Origin of the sequence: Klebsiella planticola ATCC 33531 (genome assembly GCF_000735435.1) — a bacterium.
Lineage (GTDB): Bacteria > Pseudomonadota > Gammaproteobacteria > Enterobacterales > Enterobacteriaceae > Klebsiella > Klebsiella planticola.
In genome coordinates, this window is the sequence record NZ_JMPP01000018.1 from 1 (window position 1) to 19,413 (window position 19,413).

General features: G+C 54.7%; 23 protein-coding genes. 5 read left to right on the forward strand and 18 right to left on the reverse strand.

Annotation, left to right across the window (positions count from 1 at the left end):
- The 3 genes from GRPL_RS28150 to GRPL_RS18210 form a co-directional block, all read right to left on the reverse strand.
- Nucleotides 1-245: hypothetical protein (locus GRPL_RS28150; RefSeq protein ID WP_210434729.1), on the reverse strand; the 245-nt coding region annotated here is incomplete at its 3' end.
- A 64-nt stretch (nucleotides 246-309) separates the two neighbouring features.
- Entirely contained in the window at nucleotides 310-477 is a 168-nt protein-coding gene (locus GRPL_RS28100) for a hypothetical protein (protein ID WP_099001539.1), read from the reverse strand.
- Between the two features lie 24 nt (nucleotides 478-501).
- A complete protein-coding gene (locus tag GRPL_RS18210; RefSeq protein ID WP_032698749.1) occupies nucleotides 502-1,203 on the reverse strand; it encodes a pirin family protein in 702 nt (233 codons plus the stop codon).
- A 104-nt stretch (nucleotides 1,204-1,307) separates the two neighbouring features.
- Here GRPL_RS18210 and GRPL_RS18205 point away from each other — a divergent pair, with 104 nt between their 5' ends.
- Nucleotides 1,308-2,204, forward strand: coding sequence for a LysR family transcriptional regulator (locus GRPL_RS18205; protein WP_004867964.1), 897 nt, complete (start codon nucleotides 1,308-1,310; stop codon nucleotides 2,202-2,204).
- A gap of 38 nt (nucleotides 2,205-2,242) precedes the next feature.
- On the opposite strand, the gene GRPL_RS18200 is transcribed toward GRPL_RS18205, so the two are convergent.
- From GRPL_RS18200 to GRPL_RS18150, 11 genes are all read right to left on the reverse strand, one after another.
- Nucleotides 2,243-2,611 (reverse strand): DUF805 domain-containing protein, encoded by a 369-nt coding sequence (locus GRPL_RS18200; protein WP_032690620.1) that lies wholly within the window; start codon nucleotides 2,609-2,611, stop codon nucleotides 2,243-2,245.
- A gap of 127 nt (nucleotides 2,612-2,738) precedes the next feature.
- The gene (locus GRPL_RS18195) at nucleotides 2,739-3,725 is read right to left on the reverse strand and encodes a glutathione S-transferase family protein (RefSeq protein WP_032690621.1); all 987 of its coding nucleotides are present in this window, start codon (nucleotides 3,723-3,725) and stop codon (nucleotides 2,739-2,741) included.
- Between the two features lie 77 nt (nucleotides 3,726-3,802).
- A complete protein-coding gene (locus tag GRPL_RS18190) occupies nucleotides 3,803-4,195 on the reverse strand; it encodes a DoxX family protein (RefSeq protein ID WP_004867955.1) in 393 nt (130 codons plus the stop codon).
- Between the two features lie 311 nt (nucleotides 4,196-4,506).
- Nucleotides 4,507-4,803, reverse strand: coding sequence for a YqjK-like family protein (locus GRPL_RS18185; protein WP_032690622.1), 297 nt, complete (start codon nucleotides 4,801-4,803; stop codon nucleotides 4,507-4,509).
- A complete protein-coding gene (locus GRPL_RS18180; RefSeq protein ID WP_004867949.1) occupies nucleotides 4,800-5,198 on the reverse strand; it encodes a phage holin family protein in 399 nt (132 codons plus the stop codon). The genes GRPL_RS18185 and GRPL_RS18180 overlap by 4 nt, the downstream gene beginning before the upstream one ends.
- 2 nt (nucleotides 5,199-5,200) lie before the next feature.
- Entirely contained in the window at nucleotides 5,201-5,506 is a 306-nt protein-coding gene (locus tag GRPL_RS18175) for an ElaB/YgaM/YqjD family protein (RefSeq protein ID WP_004867946.1), read from the reverse strand.
- Nucleotides 5,507-5,547: 41 nt separating this feature from the next.
- A complete protein-coding gene (locus GRPL_RS18170) occupies nucleotides 5,548-5,916 on the reverse strand; it encodes a DUF1090 domain-containing protein (protein WP_032690623.1) in 369 nt (122 codons plus the stop codon).
- A 150-nt stretch (nucleotides 5,917-6,066) separates the two neighbouring features.
- Nucleotides 6,067-6,450, reverse strand: a complete 384-nt coding sequence (gene mzrA, locus GRPL_RS18165) for an EnvZ/OmpR regulon moderator MzrA (RefSeq protein WP_032690624.1) — start codon at nucleotides 6,448-6,450, stop codon at nucleotides 6,067-6,069.
- A 2-nt stretch (nucleotides 6,451-6,452) separates the two neighbouring features.
- Nucleotides 6,453-7,115 (reverse strand): DedA family general envelope maintenance protein YqjA, encoded by a 663-nt coding sequence (gene yqjA, locus GRPL_RS18160; RefSeq protein ID WP_032690625.1) that lies wholly within the window; start codon nucleotides 7,113-7,115, stop codon nucleotides 6,453-6,455.
- Nucleotides 7,116-7,451: 336 nt separating this feature from the next.
- Entirely contained in the window at nucleotides 7,452-8,228 is a 777-nt protein-coding gene (gene exuR / locus GRPL_RS18155) for a transcriptional regulator ExuR (RefSeq protein ID WP_032690626.1), read from the reverse strand.
- Nucleotides 8,229-8,357: 129 nt separating this feature from the next.
- On the reverse strand, nucleotides 8,358-9,659 hold the full coding sequence (locus GRPL_RS18150) for an MFS transporter (protein WP_032690627.1): 1,302 nt from the start codon (nucleotides 9,657-9,659) through the stop codon (nucleotides 8,358-8,360).
- Between the two features lie 482 nt (nucleotides 9,660-10,141).
- Between GRPL_RS18150 and uxaC the strand changes: the two genes are divergently transcribed.
- From uxaC to GRPL_RS18135, 3 genes are all read left to right on the forward strand, one after another.
- A complete protein-coding gene (gene uxaC, locus GRPL_RS18145; RefSeq protein ID WP_032697464.1) occupies nucleotides 10,142-11,554 on the forward strand; it encodes a glucuronate isomerase in 1,413 nt (470 codons plus the stop codon).
- An 18-nt stretch (nucleotides 11,555-11,572) separates the two neighbouring features.
- Nucleotides 11,573-13,060 carry a UxaA family hydrolase gene (locus GRPL_RS18140; protein WP_032690629.1) on the forward strand — a complete coding sequence of 496 codons (1,488 nt, stop codon included), beginning with the start codon at nucleotides 11,573-11,575 and terminating at the stop codon, nucleotides 13,058-13,060.
- A gap of 149 nt (nucleotides 13,061-13,209) precedes the next feature.
- Entirely contained in the window at nucleotides 13,210-13,761 is a 552-nt protein-coding gene (locus GRPL_RS18135) for a YgjV family protein (RefSeq protein ID WP_032690630.1), read from the forward strand.
- A gap of 21 nt (nucleotides 13,762-13,782) precedes the next feature.
- Here the strand turns inward: GRPL_RS18135 and sstT are convergent, their stop codons facing one another.
- From sstT to GRPL_RS18115, 4 genes are all read right to left on the reverse strand, one after another.
- Nucleotides 13,783-15,030: a serine/threonine transporter SstT gene (gene sstT / locus GRPL_RS18130; protein WP_032697468.1), complete on the reverse strand. Its 1,248-nt coding sequence runs from the start codon at nucleotides 15,028-15,030 to the stop codon at nucleotides 13,783-13,785.
- Nucleotides 15,031-15,283: 253 nt separating this feature from the next.
- Nucleotides 15,284-16,252, reverse strand: a complete 969-nt coding sequence (locus GRPL_RS18125; RefSeq protein WP_032690632.1) for a TerC family protein — start codon at nucleotides 16,250-16,252, stop codon at nucleotides 15,284-15,286.
- 281 nt (nucleotides 16,253-16,533) lie between these two features.
- Nucleotides 16,534-17,523 carry a Gfo/Idh/MocA family protein gene (locus GRPL_RS18120; protein ID WP_032690633.1) on the reverse strand — a complete coding sequence of 330 codons (990 nt, stop codon included), beginning with the start codon at nucleotides 17,521-17,523 and terminating at the stop codon, nucleotides 16,534-16,536.
- Nucleotides 17,524-17,596: 73 nt separating this feature from the next.
- Complete coding sequence (locus tag GRPL_RS18115) at nucleotides 17,597-18,097, reverse strand: M48 metallopeptidase family protein (RefSeq protein ID WP_032690634.1); 501 nt, start codon at nucleotides 18,095-18,097, stop codon at nucleotides 17,597-17,599.
- A 136-nt stretch (nucleotides 18,098-18,233) separates the two neighbouring features.
- On the opposite strand from GRPL_RS18115, the gene rlmG reads away from it, so the two are divergent.
- Nucleotides 18,234-19,370: a 23S rRNA (guanine(1835)-N(2))-methyltransferase RlmG gene (gene rlmG / locus GRPL_RS18110; protein ID WP_032698750.1), complete on the forward strand. Its 1,137-nt coding sequence runs from the start codon at nucleotides 18,234-18,236 to the stop codon at nucleotides 19,368-19,370.
- Nucleotides 19,371-19,413: the final 43 nt, after the last annotated feature.

Genomic DNA, 19,413 nt, shown 5'->3' on the forward strand with positions numbered 1-19,413 from the left:
CAGAGAACCCTCGCCAGAAATGGCGGGGGTTTTACTTCCGGTTCCGGGAGGAAAGAGCAGATGAATGACTGTCCACTCCGTTCTCGATGAAAAGAAAGCGGCTTATCGGCCAGCTTCAACTCATTCAGAGAACCCTCGCCAGAAATGGCAGGGGTTTTTACTTTCCGGTTCCGGGAGGAAAGAGCAGATGAATGACTGTCCACTCCGTACTCGATGAAAAAAAGCGGCTTATCGGTCAGCTTCAATCATGCAAAAACGCCCATATAGCGCAATCTGCATGGGCGTTTTGCTGTTTCTGACGGTGGCCGTTCAGGCGGTGTTTTCTTCGTCCTGAATCCGAATTTCGGCTTCTGAAACAATTGCTTCCAGTTCGCTTAGCATCTCTTCATAGCCAAAACTTACGGCCTGCGTTGGTTCCGTTAACAGCGGCTCGGGCGACGACACGGTTTTCTTTGCTTTCTTCTTATGCTTACTCACTGACAGACTCCATAACTCCCGTTATTACACCGGTAAATCTATCAGTAAAGCGCGCAAAGGCGTGTCGGCAACGAGGGTAATGTTAGCTTCGTCACGAATAAATGCCCCGTCACCGCAGGTCAGGGCCTGTTTTTCTTCTTCATGGGCAACGGCATGCACCGTTCCATGAATCGATTGCAGGTAAGCGCGCGGCCCGTGCAGCTGGACATCAACCTGCTCGCCTTTGGCGAGATCGAGATGGTGGATCCAGACCTGCTGACGCAGCTGTAAACTGTTGTGCGCGCCGTCAGGCGAAGCGAGCAGCTGTTGCCCGCTATCCGCGATAGCCATCTTCTGCAGCAGCGGATTTTCCCGCTGCGGGCAGGCATCCAGCCACAGCTGCATCCGCGTCAGCGAACCCTCTTTACTCAAATTGTGCTCGCTATAACTCACCCCTGGTTGAGTGGATATCAGCAGCGCTTCACCGGTCTTTGCCTGCACATGGTTGCCGTCACTGTCACGATATTCCGCTTCCCCTTCCAGAATCAGGTTCAGGATATCGACTTTCGGGTAGGTACGCGGTTGAAACGACGCGCCGGGTGCCAGAACTTCCTGGTTGAGCACGCGCAAAGAGGCGTAGCCTAACAGTTTAGGGTCAAAGTAGTGTCCAAAGGAAAAGGTGTAGCGGGCCTGCAGCCAGCCGAAATCTGCTTGTCCGCATTGTTTGGCTGTTCGGGTAGTAATCATTTTCTTGACCTCTCTTTACACTAAATCAATGGTAAAGGTATGGACGCTGTATTGTTAGCCAGATATTCTGCCCGGTATATTCAAATTTCCTGAATGAGAGTGCTATGGCCAAAGAGAGAGCATTAACGCTGGAAGCGTTACGCGTAATGGACGCTATCGACAGGCGTGGGAGCTTTGCTGCTGCGGCCGACGAACTCGGACGGGTGCCCTCAGCCCTCAGCTACACCATGCAAAAGCTGGAAGAGGAGCTGGATGTGGTGCTGTTTGACCGCTCAGGTCATCGGACAAAATTCACCAACGTTGGGCGGATGCTGCTGGAACGCGGGCGCGTGCTGCTGGAAGCGGCCGATAAGCTCACCACCGATGCCGAAGCGCTTTCGCGCGGCTGGGAAACGCATCTGACCATCGTGACCGAAGCCCTGGTACCGACCCAGGACTTCTTTCCGCTGATTGAGAAGCTGGCGACCAAATCGAATACCCAGCTGTCGGTGCTTACCGAAGTGCTGGCCGGCGCGTGGGAACGGCTGGAACAGGGACGTGCGGATATCGTTGTCGCCCCTGATATGCATTTTCGTTCCTCATCGGAGATCAACTCCCGCAAACTCTATTCGGTGCTGAACGTCTATGTCGCTGCGCCGGATCACCCTATTCACCAGGAGCCGGAGCCGCTTTCCGAGGTGACGCGGGTAAAATATCGCGGCGTGGCGGTGGCAGATACCGCCCGTGAGCGTCCGGTTCTGACGGTGCAACTGCTCGACAAACAGCCGCGCTTAACGGTCAGTACCATTGAGGATAAACGTCAGGCTCTGCTGGCGGGACTGGGGGTGGCGACGATGCCCTATCCGCTGGTCGAGAAAGACATTGCCGAAGGGCGCTTACGGGTTGTCAGCCCGGAATATACCAATGAAATCGACATCATTATGGCGTGGCGCCGCGACAGTATGGGCGAAGCGAAATCATGGTGTCTGCGCGAGATCCCTAAGCTGTTTGCCGGGAAGTAAATCCGCTATGCGCTCCTTCCGCGGGAGGAGCGCATCATTCACGATGACAGGGGTTTGGGATCCGGCCCGAAACGGTTGTTTCCAGGCGTGCCGTTCTGGCAATTGAAGAGCAGAATGATCAGCCAGCCAATCACCGGAATCAGCATCAGCAACAGCCACCACGCCGAGCGATCCGTATCGTGTAAACGGCGAAACTGCACCGCCCACCACGGTAAAAAGACCAACACGCCATAAATCGTCGTCAGGATGCCTTCACCTCCTGCGCGCTGCCATCCCAGCATTTTATCGATGATGCTCAATACGCCGGTCAGGATGATGTTGACCAGAATAAACATCCAGTACTCTTTACGGCGTGCGCGGCCGCCAAATCCAATATAGTTTCTCAGTACCTTTAAATACCAGTCCATTTTTACGCCTCGATTAACGGTCAATCACTTGTTTTTAAAGCGATCGTAATAAGAATAGACGCGAATAGCAGACGGGTAAATATGCCGGATCTGAAAATATCGGGCGCCGGGAATGGCGCCCGGCAGGTTAGCGGAACAGAAGGTCCCGGCCGTGCGGCTCGCTGAGATCCTGATGAGGTCCGACGGAAATAATCCCGGTTGGGTTAATCGTTTTATGGCTGCGATAGTAGTGGTTGCGGATGTGGGCAAAATTCACCGTCTCCGCAATACCCGGTATCTGGTAGATATCGCGCAGGAAACCATACAGATTGGGGTAATCGCTGATACGGCGTTTGTCGCACTTAAAGTGGGTTACGTAGACCGGGTCGAAACGCACGAGGGTAGTCCACAGACGAATATCGGCCTCGGTCAGCTGGCTGCCCGTCAGATAGCGATGCTGGCTCAGAATTTGCTCCAGGCGCTCCAGCGAGGTGAACACCGCATCGACCGCCTCATCATAGGCCTGCTGGCTGGTGGCGAACCCGGCTTTATAGACGCCGTTATTGACGTTGTCGTAGATCCAACCGTTAAGCGCATCGATATTTTCGCGCAGCGCAGGTGGGTAGTAATCGCCGGCGGTAGCGCCGAGGCCGTCAAAGGCGGTATTGAACATGCGGATGATTTCAGCCGACTCATTACTGACGATCGTATGCTGCTTTTTATCCCACAGAACCGGCACCGTGACGCGCCCGGTGTAGTGCGGATCGGCGTGCAGGTAGAGCTGATAGAGGAATTCATGTTGATACAGCGTATCGCCGGTCGCAGCGGGAAAATCGTCGTCGAAAGTCCAGCCGTTTTCCAGCATCAGAGGGTGAACCACCGAGACGGAAAGAAAAGGATCCAGACCTTTGAGCTTGCGCAGGATTAACGTGCGGTGCGCCCACGGGCAGGCGAGGGATACGTACAGATGATAGCGATCTTTTTCTGCAGCAAAGCCGCCGTCGCCAGAGGGGCCCGGTGCGCCATCGGCGGTCAGCCAGTTGCGGAAGGCAGAAACAGAACGCTTGAAACGCCCTCCGGTGGATTTGGTGTCATACCAGGTATCGTGCCAGACGCCGTCGATTAATTGTCCCATTTTTTCCTCCTTCAGACTTCAGATAGCAAAAGCGAGGAGATGTCTCCTCGCTTTGTTGTTCACTCAGTATAGTGTGCTTACCACTTTTTATTCAGCACGCGGTCGATGCTGAATGCGCCCGGACCGGTGATGGCCAGCAGCAGGAAACCGCCTGCGATGGTCAGGTTTTTCATGAACATCAGCGAGTTCACACCTTCAGCAAAGTTGCTGTGGAACAGGAACGCGGTCAGCAGGGTGAAGCCTGCGGTGAACAGCGCGGTGGTACGTGTCAGGAAACCGAACAGAATCGCCAGACCGCCGCCGAACTCCAGCAGAATGGTTAACGGCAGTAATGCGCCCGGTACGCCCATGGCTTCCATATATTGTTGAGTACCCGCATAACCGGTGATTTTTCCCCAACCTGCAGTGATAAACAGGATTGGCATCAGAATGCGTGCTACCAGTACACCAACATCTTCTAATTTTTTCATTTCTTACTCCAGAAAACCCAAAGGGCGGCGATTTTGTTTTTTGGTGCAATCCTGCGTAGTTACGCGGGGTTGCTGTCGATGGAGAGAATATTAGCGAGGCGCGAAAGGAATTGTTAGCAAGGAAAACTGTAGATCTTCATCAAAGATTCTGAGTGATCGCGATCAGTAAACGCGACGTGAGGAGGGCGACGAGCAGGGATGAACACCGTCGTCATCGGCTGGAGTGGTGACCAAGAGCAGCACCAGTCACGAGGCGTTGACGCCCCGGAACAAGGAAAACAGGGATGATGGACGTGTGCTGGGCAGGGCGTTTAGAAGGATGATGTCTGGCGCAGCAGGCGTTTTGCCATGCGCCATGCGCTCCAGAGACCGAAGCCGCGTTTAGTCCAGCGCAGTAAGAAGCGCGGGTGGCGAACGGACCATACTGCCATGATACCGCTGCCGACCATTGCCCAGGAGCGAAGGTGCTGGAGGGTCTGCCAGCCGCGGTCGAACGGGGCGGTCGCTTCGAGCCAGTCGCGACGGCTGGCGATTAAATCCAGCCGCTGCTGTTGGATCTGGCGCAACAGCAGCGTTTTCTGCTGCTCGCGTTGCTGTTTGCTGCTCATAGGCGTTCGTCCTCCAGCAGAGCGCGGTCTTCAGCCAGCTCTTTGCGCGTCAAGCGCAGGAAAGTCGAACGGCGGGCTTTACGCAGCGTCCAGATACCGCCGATTAACGAGCTGAGGAGCAGCACAGCGGTGGTCGCAATCATCACGTACAGCCGATACTGGGGATCGATGGCCCAGATAATCAGAACCAGCAGGCTCATCAGGCCAAAGGCGGCAAACAGCAGCGTCAGCCCCAGCATCAAAAATAGCTGGAAGAGGTTCGCCTTCTCTTCCTCCAGCTCCACGACCACCAGGCGCAGGCGCGTTTCCACCATTTCAACCAGCAGCGTAATGATCCGCTGGCCGATACCGAAAACGCTCTTGCCCGGACCCTGCGTGTGTTGAGAATCCGCCATAATTAACGACGCGTCAGCAGGACACCCAGCACCAGCCCGACGGCTGCGCCAATACCTACACCGGTCCACGGATTTTCGCGGACGTACTCGTCGGCGCGGGCGGCAGTTTCACGCGTTTGTCTGACGATGGCATCGCTGGTTTCACCCAGCCGGACGCGGCTCTCTTTCAGTGCGCTCTCTGCTTTGCTACGCAGTTTGCCAATTTCTTCTTTTGACTTATCCGTGGAGGAGTTAAGCACTTCTTCCAGGGTATCAGCCAGAGTCTTCAGTTCTGCACGCAGATCGTCTGCAACGTTGTCTTTAGGCATCTTTCTCTCCTGTAGAGTGGGTCCATGTAAAGTGGGGCTTATCAGTAATCACGCGACTCAAGCGTTTTCAGCTCGTGCTGCGCTTCATCAAGCTTGCGTTGGCGCTTGCTGATTTTATCGGCATCGCCTTTCTGCTCAGCTTCCTTCAAATCGCGCTGACGCTCGGTAATTTCCTCGCGTTGTTTCGCGATTTTTTGCTGATGTTCGGCTTTGAGCTTACCGTCGCTGCAGTTCGCTCTGACTTCACGAAGCGCTTTGTTCAAACCATCAATCCGGTTCTGGTTGTGATGTTTTTCGGCATAGCTAATCTCCCTCTGGATATCCTGCTCTTTTTCCTGACAGGGGGAGATGGCAAAGGCGCTGGAGCTCAGCGAAGTCAAAACCAGAATCAAAGCGATGCGGTATTTCATGGATGCTACCTTCCATTGTGTGAGGGCATACCCGGGAGATATGCCCGATCCAGTCGATAAACGTCAGCCCGGTGGCTCCCGCAGTCTTAAGCATAGTCAGGAAAACGGGAAACCACCAAACTGCGTGAAAATATTCAGAATTTTGGCTACTTATCCCAATCTGTGTGGGGTATCGCGCAGACGGGAGAGCCATGCTGTCGGGGTATTCTCTTCCTCCAGCAAAGCAATAATATAACCATGCGGCAGGGCGCGGCCCAGCACTTCTTTCGCGGCGATACCCTGGGCGCTGGAATCAAATTTGATCAGCAGGCCGTCTTTTTGCGGGGTGATACTTTTAAAACGAATGCCGTTTGCGTCGAGATGATGCCAGACGGAAAAACCGTCGGGCATGCCAACGCCCTGAGAGACAGGATGAATAGTCAGGGTTGATTCCTGTTGCTGCACCGCCAGCCATAGCCAGAACAGCGCGCACAAAAAAACAGAACCGCCCAGCAGCCAGCTAATCCGGCGTCGGGAGAGGCTTTTTATGGCCATTATCAGCTCCGGCTTCTGTATTTTTTCTTCCACAGGACAACTAACGAGCCGATTAAGCCAAACACCAGCAGCACAACCGGCAGCAGCATCAGGCAGGACATCAGCTGATCCTCATATTTGAGGAATACCGGGGTTTTACCCAGCAGGTAACCGAGGGTGGTCAGAATCAGAACCCACAGCAGGCCGCTCATCCAGTTAAAGAACTGGAAGCGGGCATTGTTCAGACCCGAAAGTCCGGCAATGGTCGGCAGCAGCGTACGAACGAAGGCAATAAAGCGGCCCATCAACAAGGCGGAGAGCCCGTGCTTATGAAACAGGTGGTGTGCGCGCTGGTGGTAGTGGGAGGGCAAATGTGAAAGCCAGTTTTGCACAATCCGCGTATTACCGAGCCAGCGGCCCTGAATGTAGCTGAGCCAACAACCCAGGCTGGCTGCCGTCGTCAGCAGAAGCAGGGTTTCCGGAAAACCCATTGCACCTTTGGCTATCAGAACGCCGACCAGCACCAGCAGGCTGTCGCCGGGTAAAAAGGCGGCGGGAAGCAGGCCGTTTTCAAGGAACAAAATCATAAATAAGACAAAATAAAGCATGCCAATCATGGAGGGATTCGCGAGGGTCTCGTAATCCTGGCTCCATAAAGCATTCAACAATTGGGTTAATAGTTCCATTCACGATTCCTGGTACATCGGTTAACGGTATGTCTGAACGCAGTGTGTATTGCGACATAGATTCTTATGAGATTATGGTCGCTGTTGGTGCGTTCTGAACGGTTCCCTGTTAAAAGTGAAATCAATGCAAGCCCACTTCAGAACGTCAAAATGCATCTAATTGTAACAAAAGCACTGAGTTTACGTCAGAAAAATTGCAGTCAGTTGCTCGTTGATTTTGCTGATTGCAGTGGCGGGTGGCGAGTCTCTTTACACAGGCTGACACTATATATGTTTGCTTACCCAGGCGGGTTTGCGGGCAGGCGCTGATAGCCTGCCTGAAAGGAAGATAACCGCTTATTTTGCGCCGTTGGCGGCGGTATCGAGGTGAACGACCGGATTTTCTGCAAACAGATAGCGGTCGGCATTGAATTCAAAATCGTCGCTGGTCTCGTTGAATAACATCAGCTTAGTGTTCTCCAGATGCTGCCACATGGCCAGTTTTGCCGCGTGCGGATCTTTGCGAATCAGCGCCTTCAGAATTTGGTCATGATCGTCACACCAGTTATCCACGGTGCGCAGGTCGATATGGTCATGGAGCTTTTTCCAGTACGGGTTATGCACGCGCTGGGTCCACATTTTTTCAACAATAGCGGCTAATGCCGTATTTTGCGTCGCCAGGGCTACCTGGACGTGAAACTGGAGATCCCATTCCGAATCGCGGAAGCATTTCTCTTTACGCGCCTTCTCCTGGATCTCCATCAGCTTCATGATGTCCTGCTTGGTCACCTGGGTGGCGGCGAACTCGGCAATATTGCTTTCAATCAGCTGACGCGCCTGCAGCAGTTCAAAGGGACCGTAGCTGGCGAACTCCAGCGTTTCATCAACCACCTGCTGATGCTTCGGATGGTTGGAGATGACGTGGATACCAGAGCCCTTACGCACCTCCACATAGCCTTCCACTTCCAGCATGATAATGGCTTCGCGAACCACGGTGCGGCTGACGCTCTTTTCATCGGCGATAAACCGCTCTGCAGGCAGCTTATCGCCCACAAGGTAAACACCTTGTTCAATACGCGCCTTCAGCTCGGCAGCAAGCTGCTGATACAAACGACGCGGTTCTGTGATTTCCATATTCGCTCCCGGAAGATGGCGACAATATTGGATTTGTTATACCACTTTTACGCGCATCTCACCACCGTCAGACATGAAAAAGCCGCCTTCGATAAGGCGGCTTTGTAAACAGATCTAACCGTATCAGGACTAGCTTTGCGTCACCGGCTTAGTCGTTTTGAGCGGCGGGGTGTCGTCATCGGCAGACTTGTTCTTCAGTACGGTCCAGATGACAAGGGCGCCCAGCAGATCGAAGACCGCCAGCACGGCGAACAGCGGGCTGAAACCGATGGTATCCGCCAGAGCGCCGACCACCAGGGCGAACATGGTACTCGCCATCCAGGCTGCCATACCGGTCAGGCCGTTTGCCGTAGCCACTTCGTTACGGCCAAATACGTCGGAAGAGAGCGTAATCAGCGCACCGGACAGTGCCTGGTGAGCAAAGCCGCCGACGCACAGCAGGGCGATAGCCACAAACGGGCTGGTAAACAGGCCGATCATCCCCGGGCCAATCATCAGCAGTGCGCCCATGGTCACGACCATTTTACGCGAAACAATCAGGTTAACCCCGAACCAGCGCTGGAACAGCGGCGGCAGATAGCCCCCGATGATGCAACCCAGGTCAGCAAACAGCATCGGCATCCACGCAAACATCGCGATTTCTTTCAGGTTAAAGCCATAGACTTTAAACATGAACAGCGGGATCCAGGCATTGAAGGTCCCCCATGCTGGCTCGGCAAGAAAACGCGGCAGCGCGATGCCCCAGAACTGACGGTTGCGCAGAATCTGCCACGGAGACATTTTCTTACTGTTGTTGGTCTGGTGATGCGATTCCTGGCCGCCGATGATGTAGTCGCGTTCTTCGGTGGTTAATTTTTTCTGGTCACGAGGGTGTTTATAGAAGACCAGCCACGCCATTGCCCAGATAAAGCTCAAGACACCGGAGATAATGAACGCCATCTGCCAGCTGTGCATCACAATTGCCCAGACGACCAGCGGCGGGGCGATCATCGCGCCGATTGAAGAGCCCACGTTGAAGTAACCCACGGCAATAGAACGTTCTTTTGCCGGGAACCATTCGGAGCTGGCCTTCAGGCCTGCCGGGATCATCGCCGCTTCCGCCGCGCCGACCGCGCCACGAGCCAGCGCTAATCCACCCCAGCTGCCCGCCAGCGCCGTTGAACCACAGAAAACAGCCCAGGCGATCGCGAAGAAGGCATAACCGATCTTCGTCCCCAGCACGTCAAGGACATAGCCTGCCACCGGCTGCATGACGGTATAAGCAGCTGAATAGGCTGCGATGATATAGGAATACTGTTGGGTGGAGATGTGTAACTCTTCCATCAGAGTCGGCGCAGCCGCAGCCACAGTGTTACGCGTCAGGTAACCCAGCACGGTGCCCATTGTCACCAGTGCGATCATGTACCAACGTAACCCTTTAATTTTACGCATGTAAAACCTCATCGTTTGTTATATCTCCGCAGCGAGTGCGGCCATCTTCAAACCCTGCACAGGGATTGAGAAGGAGAAACGGAGGGCTCAGGAGGGAAAACCCATATGGCCCGAACCTTGCCATCAATGTGTGTTGCTTAATTCGGTATCCGTACCGGTCAATGCGATGTAATGAATCATCGCGAATACATTCCAACGGTTTATATGTTGCGACGGCAGAAAGATAACTTGTCATACAACTTTAAAAGTTGAGTACTGTCACAAAAGTGGGAAAGTTTATGGGGGTATTATTTCTCGCGAGCAAAGCCAGTGCTGGCGCGGCTTGCACGAGGGTTTACTCCAGAAAGGGTACTTTTTTTGTCAGCGTTTATTGATCTAACTCACGAAAAAGATTTCGGCCTGTAGAAATTGGTGTGATAACTTTGTCAGCATGATAGTCAATCATCTGAAAGGCTCCTCGATGGGGCGAAGAGGAAATGAAAATGACAGCGTTTATGACCGAAGATTTTCTGCTTGATACCGAGTTTGCCCGCCGTTTGTACCACGACTACGCCAAAGACCAGCCGATTTTCGACTATCACTGCCACCTTCCGCCGCAGCAGATTGCCGAAAATTATCGCTTTAAAAACCTGTATGACATCTGGCTGAAAGGTGACCATTACAAATGGCGCGCGATGCGCACCAATGGCGTGGCTGAACGCCTGTGTACCGGCGATGCCTCGGACCGCGAGAAGTTTGACGCATGGGCGGCTACCGTACCGCATACGATCGGCAATCCGCTCTATCACTGGACGCATCTGGAGCTGCGCCGCCCGTTTGGGATTACGGGTAAGCTGCTGTCTCCGTCCACCGCGGATGAAATCTGGAATCAGTGTAACGATCTGCTGGCCCAGGATCGCTTCTCCGCTCGCGGTATCATGACGCAGATGAAGGTGAAAATGGTCGGCACCACTGACGATCCGATCGATTCGCTGGAACACCATGCGGCGGTGGCGAAAGACGCGACCTTCACGACCAAAGTGCTGCCAAGCTGGCGTCCGGATAAAGCGTTCAACATTGAGCAGGCGACGTTTAACGACTATATGTCGAAGCTCGGCGAAGTCTCGGATACCGACATCCGTCGCTTTGCCGATCTGCAGGCTGCGCTGGTCAAGCGTCTGGATCACTTCGCCGCGCACGGCTGTAAAGTCTCCGACCATGCGCTGGATGTCGTGCTGTTTGCCGAATCCAGCGAAGCAGAACTTGATACTATCCTGGCGCGTCGTCTGGCCGGCTCGACCCTGAGCGAACACGAAGTGGCGCAGTTCAAAACCGCGGTACTGGTGTTCCTCGGCGCAGAGTATGCCCGTCGTGGTTGGGTCCAGCAGTATCACATTGGCGCGCTGCGTAACAATAACCAGCGTCAGTTCAAGCTGTTAGGGCCGGATGTTGGCTTTGATTCCATCAACGATCGCCCGATGGCCGAAGAGCTGTCCCGTCTGCTGAGCAAGCAGAATGAAGAAAACCTGCTGCCGAAAACCATTCTTTACTGCCTGAATCCACGCGATAACGAAGTGCTGGGCACAATGATCGGTAACTTCCAGGGCGAAGGGATGCCGGGCAAGATGCAGTTCGGTTCCGGCTGGTGGTTTAACGATCAGAAAGACGGCATGGAGCGTCAGATGACCCAGTTGGCTCAGCTTGGTTTGCTCAGCCGTTTCGTCGGCATGCTGACCGACAGCCGCAGCTTCTTGTCCTACACCCGCCATGAGTATTTCCGTCGCATCCTGTGCCAGATGATCGGTCGCTGGGTTGCCGCGGGTGAAGCGCCGGCGGATATTCAGCTGCTGGGCGAGATGGTGAAAAATATCTGCTTTAACAATGCGCGTGATTACTTCGCGATTGAACTGAATTAAGACCAGAGGTCGGTTGCTATGCAATACATTAAAATCCATTCGCAGGATAACGTTGCTGTCGCGTTAGCAGATATGGCGGCGGGTACCCAGGTCACCATTGATGATGATGCGGTCACCTTAAGCCAGGACGTTGTTCGTGGTCATAAGTTCGCACTACGCGCGATTGCGAAGGGAGAAAACGTCATCAAGTATGGTCTGCCCATTGGCCACGCGCTGGCGGATATTGCGCCAGGGGAACATATTCATGCCCATAATACGCGTACCAACCTGAGCGACCTTGACGAGTATCGCTATCAACCGGAACTTGCCGAGCCATCGGCGCAGCCGGCCGACCGCGATGTGCAGCTTTATCGTCGTGCGAACGGGGAGGTCGGGGTGCGTAATGAACTGTGGATCCTGCCGACCGTCGGCTGTGTCAATGGTATCGCCCGTCAGATTCAGAACCGGTTTTTGAAAGAGACCAACGAAGCGGAAGGCACCGATGGCGTCTTTCTCTTCAGTCACACTTATGGCTGTTCGCAGCTGGGTGATGATCACATCAATACCCGCACCATGTTGCAAAACATGGTGCGTCACCCGAACGCCGGGGCGGTGCTGGTGATTGGCCTGGGCTGTGAGAACAACCAGGTCGACGCGTTCCGTGAAACCCTCGGTGAGTTCGATCCTCAGCGCGTACACTTTATGATCTGCCAGAAGCAGGACGATGAGGTGGAAGCGGGACTTGAGCATCTGCATCAGCTTTATGAGGTGATGCGTCACGACAAACGTGAGCCAGGCAAACTGAGCGAGCTGAAGTTTGGTCTCGAGTGCGGCGGATCGGACGGCCTTTCGGGGATTACCGCCAACCCGATGCTGGGTCGTTTCTCGGATTACCTGATCGCCAACGGTGGCACCACCGTGCTGACGGAAGTGCCGGAAATGTTCGGCGCTGAGCAGCTGCTGATGAGCCACTGCCGCGATGAAAAGACCTTCGACAAGCTGGTGACCATGGTGAATGACTTTAAACAGTACTTCATTGCGCATAACCAGCCTATTTACGAGAATCCGTCGCCGGGCAACAAAGCGGGCGGGATCACGACGCTGGAAGATAAATCACTGGGCTGCACGCAGAAAGCAGGCTCCAGCGAGGTAGTGGACGTCCTGCGCTATGGCGAACGTTTAAAAGTGCATGGTCTCAATCTGCTGAGCGCACCGGGCAACGATGCGGTGGCAACCAGCGCGCTGGCCGGTGCTGGCTGTCATATGGTGCTGTTCAGCACCGGTCGCGGCACGCCGTACGGCGGTTTTGTGCCGACGGTCAAAATCTCCACCAACAGCGAACTGGCGGCGAAAAAGAAACACTGGATCGATTTTGACGCCGGTCAACTGATTCACGGTAAAGCGATGCCTCAGCTGCTGGAAGAGTTTGTCGATACCCTCGTTGATATCATCAATGGCAAACCGACCTGCAATGAGCGCAATGATTTCCGTGAACTGGCGATCTTCAAAAGCGGCGTCACGTTGTAATGATCCTCATCCTGGCTCATCACAACCCCGGGCGGATCGACCGCCTGATCGGTGTGCGAGAATGATGGAGCTTTTGTCGCGTGGATAAAAAACGGCGCACTCGGGGAGAGGGCGCCGTTTGTTTTTAACTGTTTTGACAAGGATCTTTCATGACTGCGTATTGGCTTGCCCAGGGCGTAGGTGTCATCGCCTTTCTGATTGGAATCACCACCTTTATCAATCGCGATGAGCGGCGCTTTAAACAGCAGCTGGCGCTGTACAGCGGCATTATCGGCCTGCATTTTATTCTGATGGGAGCGCTGCCTGCGGGCATGAGTGCCGGGCTTAACGCCGTGCGCACGCTGATTTCGCTGCGTACCCGCAATCTGTGGATCATGGTGATATTTATTGCCCTGACGCTGATTCTCGGCCTCGGAAAACTCCAGCATGCGATGGAATTGTTGCCGGTGGCAGGGACCGTCGCCAGCACCTGGGCCCTGTTTCGCTGTAAAGGGCTGACCACCCGCTGCGTGATGTGGTGTTCTACGGCGTGCTGGGTCACGCATAACTTTTGGCTGGGGTCGATTGGTGGCACGTTGATTGAAGGCAGCTTCCTGATCGTCAATGGCCTGAATATTATTCGTTTCTGGCGCATGCAAAAACGCGGTATCGATCCGTTTAAAAGAGAAGAGACGGAGCTGAAAGAGAACCCCTCCGCATAATAGCGGAGGGGAAGGTCGGGATTAATCGCGCAGCGCGTTTTTCGCCAGCTGCTCGTCTTCCGCCATACAGGCGGCGGCGGTAAATAGCACGTCGGTGGAGGAGTTCAACGCCGTCTCACAGGAGTCCTGCAGCACGCCGATGATAAAGCCGACGGCAACCACTTGCATGGCGATATCATTGGGGATACCGAACATATTGCAGGCCAGCGGGATCAGCAGCAGGGAGCCGCCCGCCACGCCGGAAGCACCGCAGGCGCACAGCGACGCCACGACGCTCAACAGCAGCGCGGTAGGCAGATCCACCGGAATGCCCAGGGTATTTACGGCAGCCAGCGTCAGCACCGTAATGGTGATGGCGGCCCCGGCCATGTTGATGGTGGCGCCCAGCGGGATCGACACCGAATAGGTATCGCGATCGAGATTCAGCTTTTCACTCAGCGCCATATTTACCGGAATATTGGCGGCGGAGCTGCGGGTAAAGAAGGCATACACGCCGCTTTCGCGCAGGCAGGTCAGCACCAGCGGATAGGGGTTGCGGCGGATTTTCCAGAACACCAGCAGCGGGTTAATCACCAGCGCCACCAGCAGCATACAGCCCACCAGCACCATCAGCAGCTGCGCGTAGCCCCACAGGGTTTCAAAACCGGTGGTCGCCAGGGTGGAGGAGACCAGGCCGAAAATACCCAGCGGCGCAAACCGAATGACCAGTTTCACGATAAAGGTCACCGCATGAGAGACATCGTTGATCAGGTTTTTTGTCGTCTCATTACCGTGACGCAGCGCAAAGCCCAGACCCACGGCCCACACCAGAATCCCGATATAGTTGGCATTGAGCAGGGCGTCAACAGGGTTTGAAACCATGCTCATCAGCAGCCCGCGCAGCACTTCGACAATCCCCGATGGCGGCGTAATATCGCCGGCCGCGGAGCTCAGGTGCAGCGTGGAAGGGAAGACAAAGCTGAACACCACGGCGGTTAATGCGGCGCTGAACGTCCCCAGCAGATACAGGAACAGAATCGGACGGATGCTGGTTTTTTGCCCCTGCTGGTGGTTAGCGATGGAGGCCATCACCAGCATCAGCACCAGCACCGGCGCTACGGCTTTCAGCGCGCCGACGAACAGCGTACCGAGCAGGCCAACGGCGATCGCCGCCGGTTTCGAAACCAGCGCCAGCAGCACGCCAAGCACCAGACCGATTAAAATTTGTTTGACCAGGCTGCCCTGAGCCAGGCGCTGTAGCAGGCCCGATGGGGGAGTTTGTGTCGTCATAATGATTCCTTGTTGTGATGTTGCTACCCGTCCCATGTACGTATTATTTGTTACGTTTATGTCCGGATGTAAATAAATGTTTGCCTGGTCGAGTATACGGAAAGTGCGCCATGTAGGAAGGGTAAAATGCTGCTTATTTAGCTGAGATCTTATTTTTTAACTATGTCTTAACGTTTTTGTGACATGGTGAGAAATAATACGCGGCGGGCGTTGCTGACCGGGTGAAAGTGGCTTCCACCCGGTTATTTAAGGCTTAGTGCTGTAATTTCTTCTTGTCGTGTTGCTTATTGACCCAGGCGTTAATCAGCAGCGTCAGCGCCAGAATACCGCCAACCACGCCGAGCGAGGCGCCAATCGGGATATGGTAGAAGTCGACGATCAGCATCTTGATACCGATAAAGACCAGAATGATCGACAGGCCATATTTCAGCATGGAGAAGCGCTCCGCGACGCCGGCCAGCAGGAAGTACATGGCGCGCAGGCCGAGAATCGCGAACAGGTTCGACGTCAGCACGATAAACGGATCGGTGGTTACGGCGAAGATTGCCGGGATACTATCGACCGCAAAAATCACGTCGCTCAGTTCGACCAGGATCAGCACCAACAGCAGCGGCGTGGCGAACAGAACGCCGTTTTGCCGTGTAAAGAAGCGCTCGCCTTCAATCTTATCGGTCATCCGCAGGTGGCTGCGGATCCAGCGTACCAGCGGTTTGTCGCCGATGCCGGAGTCATCCTCTTTCGCCAGCGCCATCTTCACGCCGGTAAACAGCAGGAAAGCACCGAAGAGATAGAGCAGCCACTCAAACTGGGAGATCAGCCAGCTTCCGGTAAAGATCATCACCGTACGCAGCACGATCGCACCCAGTACGCCGTAAACCAGTACCCGGCGCTGCAGCGCAGGCGGGACGGAGAAGTAGCTGAACAGCATCAGCCAGACAAAGACATTGTCCACGGCCAGCGCTTTTTCAATCAGATAGCCGGTGAGGAAAGCCAGCGCCTGCGGATCGGCAACGGCACGGCCTTCGGTTTGTGCCAGGTACCACCAGAAAACGGCGTTAAAGAGAAGGGAGAGCGTTACCCAGAGAATTGACCAACCCGCGGCCTGTTTCATGGTCATGCCATGCGCACCACGCCGTCCCTGAAGAAGCAGATCGATGGCTAGCATGATCACCACGACCACGGCGAATCCGCCCCATAACAACGGTGTGCCGACAGTATTCATTACTTAATTCCTTACATAAAAACAAAACGGCTGACGTCGGAAGACGGCAGCCGCTGCGTGTTTATGCATAGACCTCGCCTTCCGGCAAGGTCTCACTTACAACAATAAAAAGAACCGCGCGATGACGGCAGGACCTTTTATTATTGCCCGGCGACCGGATGCGGTTTTGCACGCATCGTAATGACGATCCACCGGCAAGGAAGTTACTCCCCTTTGCAGGTAACAAAATATGACAAGTCATAAAGGGCGTCAATGGTTGCTGACGGCCTCTTTACACTCTTTTACGCCACCTGCGGGCCATCGGCCGGGAATACGACGCCGGTCTGACGACGAATTTCGCTCAGCAGTCTGGCCGTAATACGGCTGACTTCCAGCCCCGGGTGAACAACCTGGTTGTTCTCCACCAGATGCGCAAACTCCTCCGCCTCATACAGCATAGTATTGATATGCTGCGGCTGCGTCAGATCCTGAGCCTTCCCACCGCGTGGGATGAAAGAGAGCTTCTGGCACTCGGAGATTTTTTCGATAACCAGCGCGCCGGCTTCACCCTGAATTTCGCTTGGCAGCGTAGAGTCGCTCACTTTGGAGTGGTGCAGGGTGACGTCAAAATCGGCGTAGTTCAGGATCACGGTACCCTGGGCATCAACGCCGCTGTCCAGCAGGCTGGCGCTGGCGTGAACCGCGCGCGGTTCGCCCCACAGCGCCACCGCCGAGGCCAGACAATAGAAGCCGATATCCATAATCGAGCCGTTCGAGAAGGCCGGGTTAAAGGTGTTCGGGTTCTCACCGTCGAGATAGCGCTGATAGCGGGAGGAGTACTGGCAGTAGTTGATAAACGCTTTATGCAGTTTGCCTACCTTGCCGAGCGACTGCTGCAGCAGCAGAAAATTTGGCAGGCTGGCGGTTTTGAAGGCTTCGAACAGCACCACCTGATTTTCGCGAGCGATACGAATAGCGTCTTCGACTTCCCGCAGGTTTGAGGCCAGCGGTTTTTCGCAAATCACGTGCTTTTTATGGCTCAGGAACAGCTGCGTTTGCGGGAAGTGCAGGGAGTTCGGGCTGGCAATGTAAACCGCATCGATGGCATCGCTTTGCGCCAGATCGTCCAGCGACGTAAACAGCTGGTCGACGGGATAATCGCTCGCAAAGGCCTGCGCTTGTTCAAGGCTGCGAGAGTAAATTGCGGTGAGTTTATACTTGCCAGTTTCATGGGCGGCATCGACAAACTGTTTTGTTATCCAGTTTGTGCCAACAACAGCGAAACGTATCATAAACGTTGACGAACTCCGTTAAAGGGGACCTTTGGTCACTCTAACATGCCATCATGACAAAACCAGTGCGCGACTACGCAGAACGATTTAACGAAAGATGCGTTAGCCACAGACGGGTATCGAACTCCAGCTGGTGGTACTGCGGCTCCATATAGCAACAGAGTTGATAGAAGGCTTTGTTATGCTCCTTCTCCTTAAGGTGCGCCAGCTCATGCACCACAATCATGCGTAAAAACGCCTCAGGCGCTTCGCGGAACACCGTGGCCACCCTGATTTCGGCTTTTGCTTTCAGCTTACCGCCCTGGACCCGCGAAATCGCGGTATGCAGGCCGAGCGCATTATTCAAGACGTGGATCTTACTGTCGTACATCACCTTGTTGACCGGCGCCGCGCCGCGTAAATAGCGGGTTTTCAGATCCTGCGTGTACTGATACAGCGCCTTATCGTTATTGACGTCGTGGCCTTCCGGATAGCGCTTTTGCAAAACCGCCCCCAGGCGCTGCTCGGCAATCAATGTGCGCACCTGGGAAAGCAAATTCTCCGGATAGCCCTGCAGGTAAGTGAGTTGACTCATGACAGCTCCAGATAAAAGATCTTCACATCCTCCTTCAGGCTGCATCGGCGCATCTTGAATGATTTTGTGTATAAAAAGGGTATACTCACGCACCCTTTCAGGGATAACGCCGAAATTTTACCACTCAGGAGGGCCGATGAGCCACTTAGACAACGGTTTCCGTTCACTGACACTAAAACGTTTTCCGGAAACGGATGACGTTAACCCGCTGCTGGCGTGGGAAGCGGCGGATGAATATCTGCTGCAGCAGTTGGATGACACGGAGATTAACGGCCCGGTCCTGATTTTCAACGATACCTTTGGCGCACTGAGCTGCGCGCTGGCGGAGCATACGCCGTTTAGCATCGGTGACTCTTACCTCACCGAGCTCGCGACGCGTGAGAATTTACGCCATAACGATATCGCGGAATCCAGCGTCAAGTTTCTCGACAGCACCGCAGAGTATCCGTCGGCGCCAGGCGTTGTCCTGATTAAAGTTCCGAAAACGCTGGCGTTGCTCGAGCAGCAGCTGCGCGCGCTACGCCAGGTCGTGACGCCGCAAACCCGTATTATCGCCGGCGCAAAGGCACGTGATATCCATACTTCCACACTGGAATTGTTCGAGAAAGTGCTGGGGCCGACCACCACCACCCTGGCCTGGAAGAAAGCCCGCCTGATCAACTGTACGTTCAGCGAACCGACGCTTGCCGATGCGCCGCAGACGCTGAGCTGGAAGCTGGAAGGGACCGACTGGACCATTCACAACCACGCGAATGTATTCTCCCGCACCGGGCTGGATATTGGCGCGCGTTTCTTTATCGAACACTTGCCGTCGGATCTTGAAGGCGAGATTGTCGATCTGGGCTGTGGCAACGGGGTGATTGGCCTGACGCTGCTGGAGAAGAACCCGCAGGCTAACGTGGTGTTCGTCGATGAGTCGCCGATGGCCGTCGCCTCCAGTCGTCTGAACGTGGAAACCAACATGCCCGAGGCGTTGGATCGCTGCGAGTTTATGATTAACAACGCGCTGTCCGGCGTTGAGCCTTTCCGCTTCAACGCCGTGTTGTGCAACCCGCCGTTCCACCAGAAACACGCGTTAACCGATAATATCGCCTGGGAGATGTTTCACCACGCGCGCCGCTGCCTGAAGATCAACGGTGAGCTGTACATTGTGGCCAACCGCCATCTGGATTATTTCCACAAGCTGAAGAAAATTTTCGGTAACTGCGCCACCGTCGCCACCAACAATAAATTTGTGGTGTTGAAAGCGGTGAAGGTACGTAAGCTGCGCTAATCGCAGACTGCCAGGACACCCCGGCTGGCGGCCATCGCCTTAG

Bases quoted from the DNA above. Each gene is read 5' to 3' on its own strand.
- GRPL_RS18135 (WP_032690630.1), top strand. From the start codon at position 13,210: ATGACTGCGTATTGGCTTGCCCAGGGCGTAGGTGTCATCGCCTTTCTG.
- GRPL_RS18205 (WP_004867964.1), top strand. From the start codon at position 1,308: ATGGCCAAAGAGAGAGCATTAACGCTGGAAGCGTTACGCGTAATGGAC.
- rlmG (WP_032698750.1), top strand. From the start codon at position 18,234: ATGAGCCACTTAGACAACGGTTTCCGTTCACTGACACTAAAACGTTTT.
- yqjA (WP_032690625.1), bottom strand. From the start codon at position 7,115: ATGGAACTATTAACCCAATTGTTGAATGCTTTATGGAGCCAGGATTAC.
- GRPL_RS18200 (WP_032690620.1), bottom strand. From the start codon at position 2,611: ATGGACTGGTATTTAAAGGTACTGAGAAACTATATTGGATTTGGCGGC.
- mzrA (WP_032690624.1), bottom strand. From the start codon at position 6,450: ATGGCCATAAAAAGCCTCTCCCGACGCCGGATTAGCTGGCTGCTGGGC.
- GRPL_RS18175 (WP_004867946.1), bottom strand. From the start codon at position 5,506: ATGCCTAAAGACAACGTTGCAGACGATCTGCGTGCAGAACTGAAGACT.
- GRPL_RS18195 (WP_032690621.1), bottom strand. From the start codon at position 3,725: ATGGGACAATTAATCGACGGCGTCTGGCACGATACCTGGTATGACACC.
- exuR (WP_032690626.1), bottom strand. From the start codon at position 8,228: ATGGAAATCACAGAACCGCGTCGTTTGTATCAGCAGCTTGCTGCCGAG.
- uxaC (WP_032697464.1), top strand. From the start codon at position 10,142: ATGACAGCGTTTATGACCGAAGATTTTCTGCTTGATACCGAGTTTGCC.
- GRPL_RS18150 (WP_032690627.1), bottom strand. From the start codon at position 9,659: ATGCGTAAAATTAAAGGGTTACGTTGGTACATGATCGCACTGGTGACA.
- GRPL_RS18210 (WP_032698749.1), bottom strand. From the start codon at position 1,203: ATGATTACTACCCGAACAGCCAAACAATGCGGACAAGCAGATTTCGGC.
- GRPL_RS18140 (WP_032690629.1), top strand. From the start codon at position 11,573: ATGCAATACATTAAAATCCATTCGCAGGATAACGTTGCTGTCGCGTTA.
- GRPL_RS18190 (WP_004867955.1), bottom strand. From the start codon at position 4,195: ATGAAAAAATTAGAAGATGTTGGTGTACTGGTAGCACGCATTCTGATG.
- GRPL_RS18115 (WP_032690634.1), bottom strand. From the start codon at position 18,097: ATGAGTCAACTCACTTACCTGCAGGGCTATCCGGAGAATTTGCTTTCC.
- GRPL_RS18125 (WP_032690632.1), bottom strand. From the start codon at position 16,252: ATGAATACTGTCGGCACACCGTTGTTATGGGGCGGATTCGCCGTGGTC.
- GRPL_RS18170 (WP_032690623.1), bottom strand. From the start codon at position 5,916: ATGAAATACCGCATCGCTTTGATTCTGGTTTTGACTTCGCTGAGCTCC.
- GRPL_RS18120 (WP_032690633.1), bottom strand. From the start codon at position 17,523: ATGATACGTTTCGCTGTTGTTGGCACAAACTGGATAACAAAACAGTTT.
- GRPL_RS18180 (WP_004867949.1), bottom strand. From the start codon at position 5,198: ATGGCGGATTCTCAACACACGCAGGGTCCGGGCAAGAGCGTTTTCGGT.
- GRPL_RS18185 (WP_032690622.1), bottom strand. From the start codon at position 4,803: ATGAGCAGCAAACAGCAACGCGAGCAGCAGAAAACGCTGCTGTTGCGC.
- sstT (WP_032697468.1), bottom strand. From the start codon at position 15,030: ATGACGACACAAACTCCCCCATCGGGCCTGCTACAGCGCCTGGCTCAG.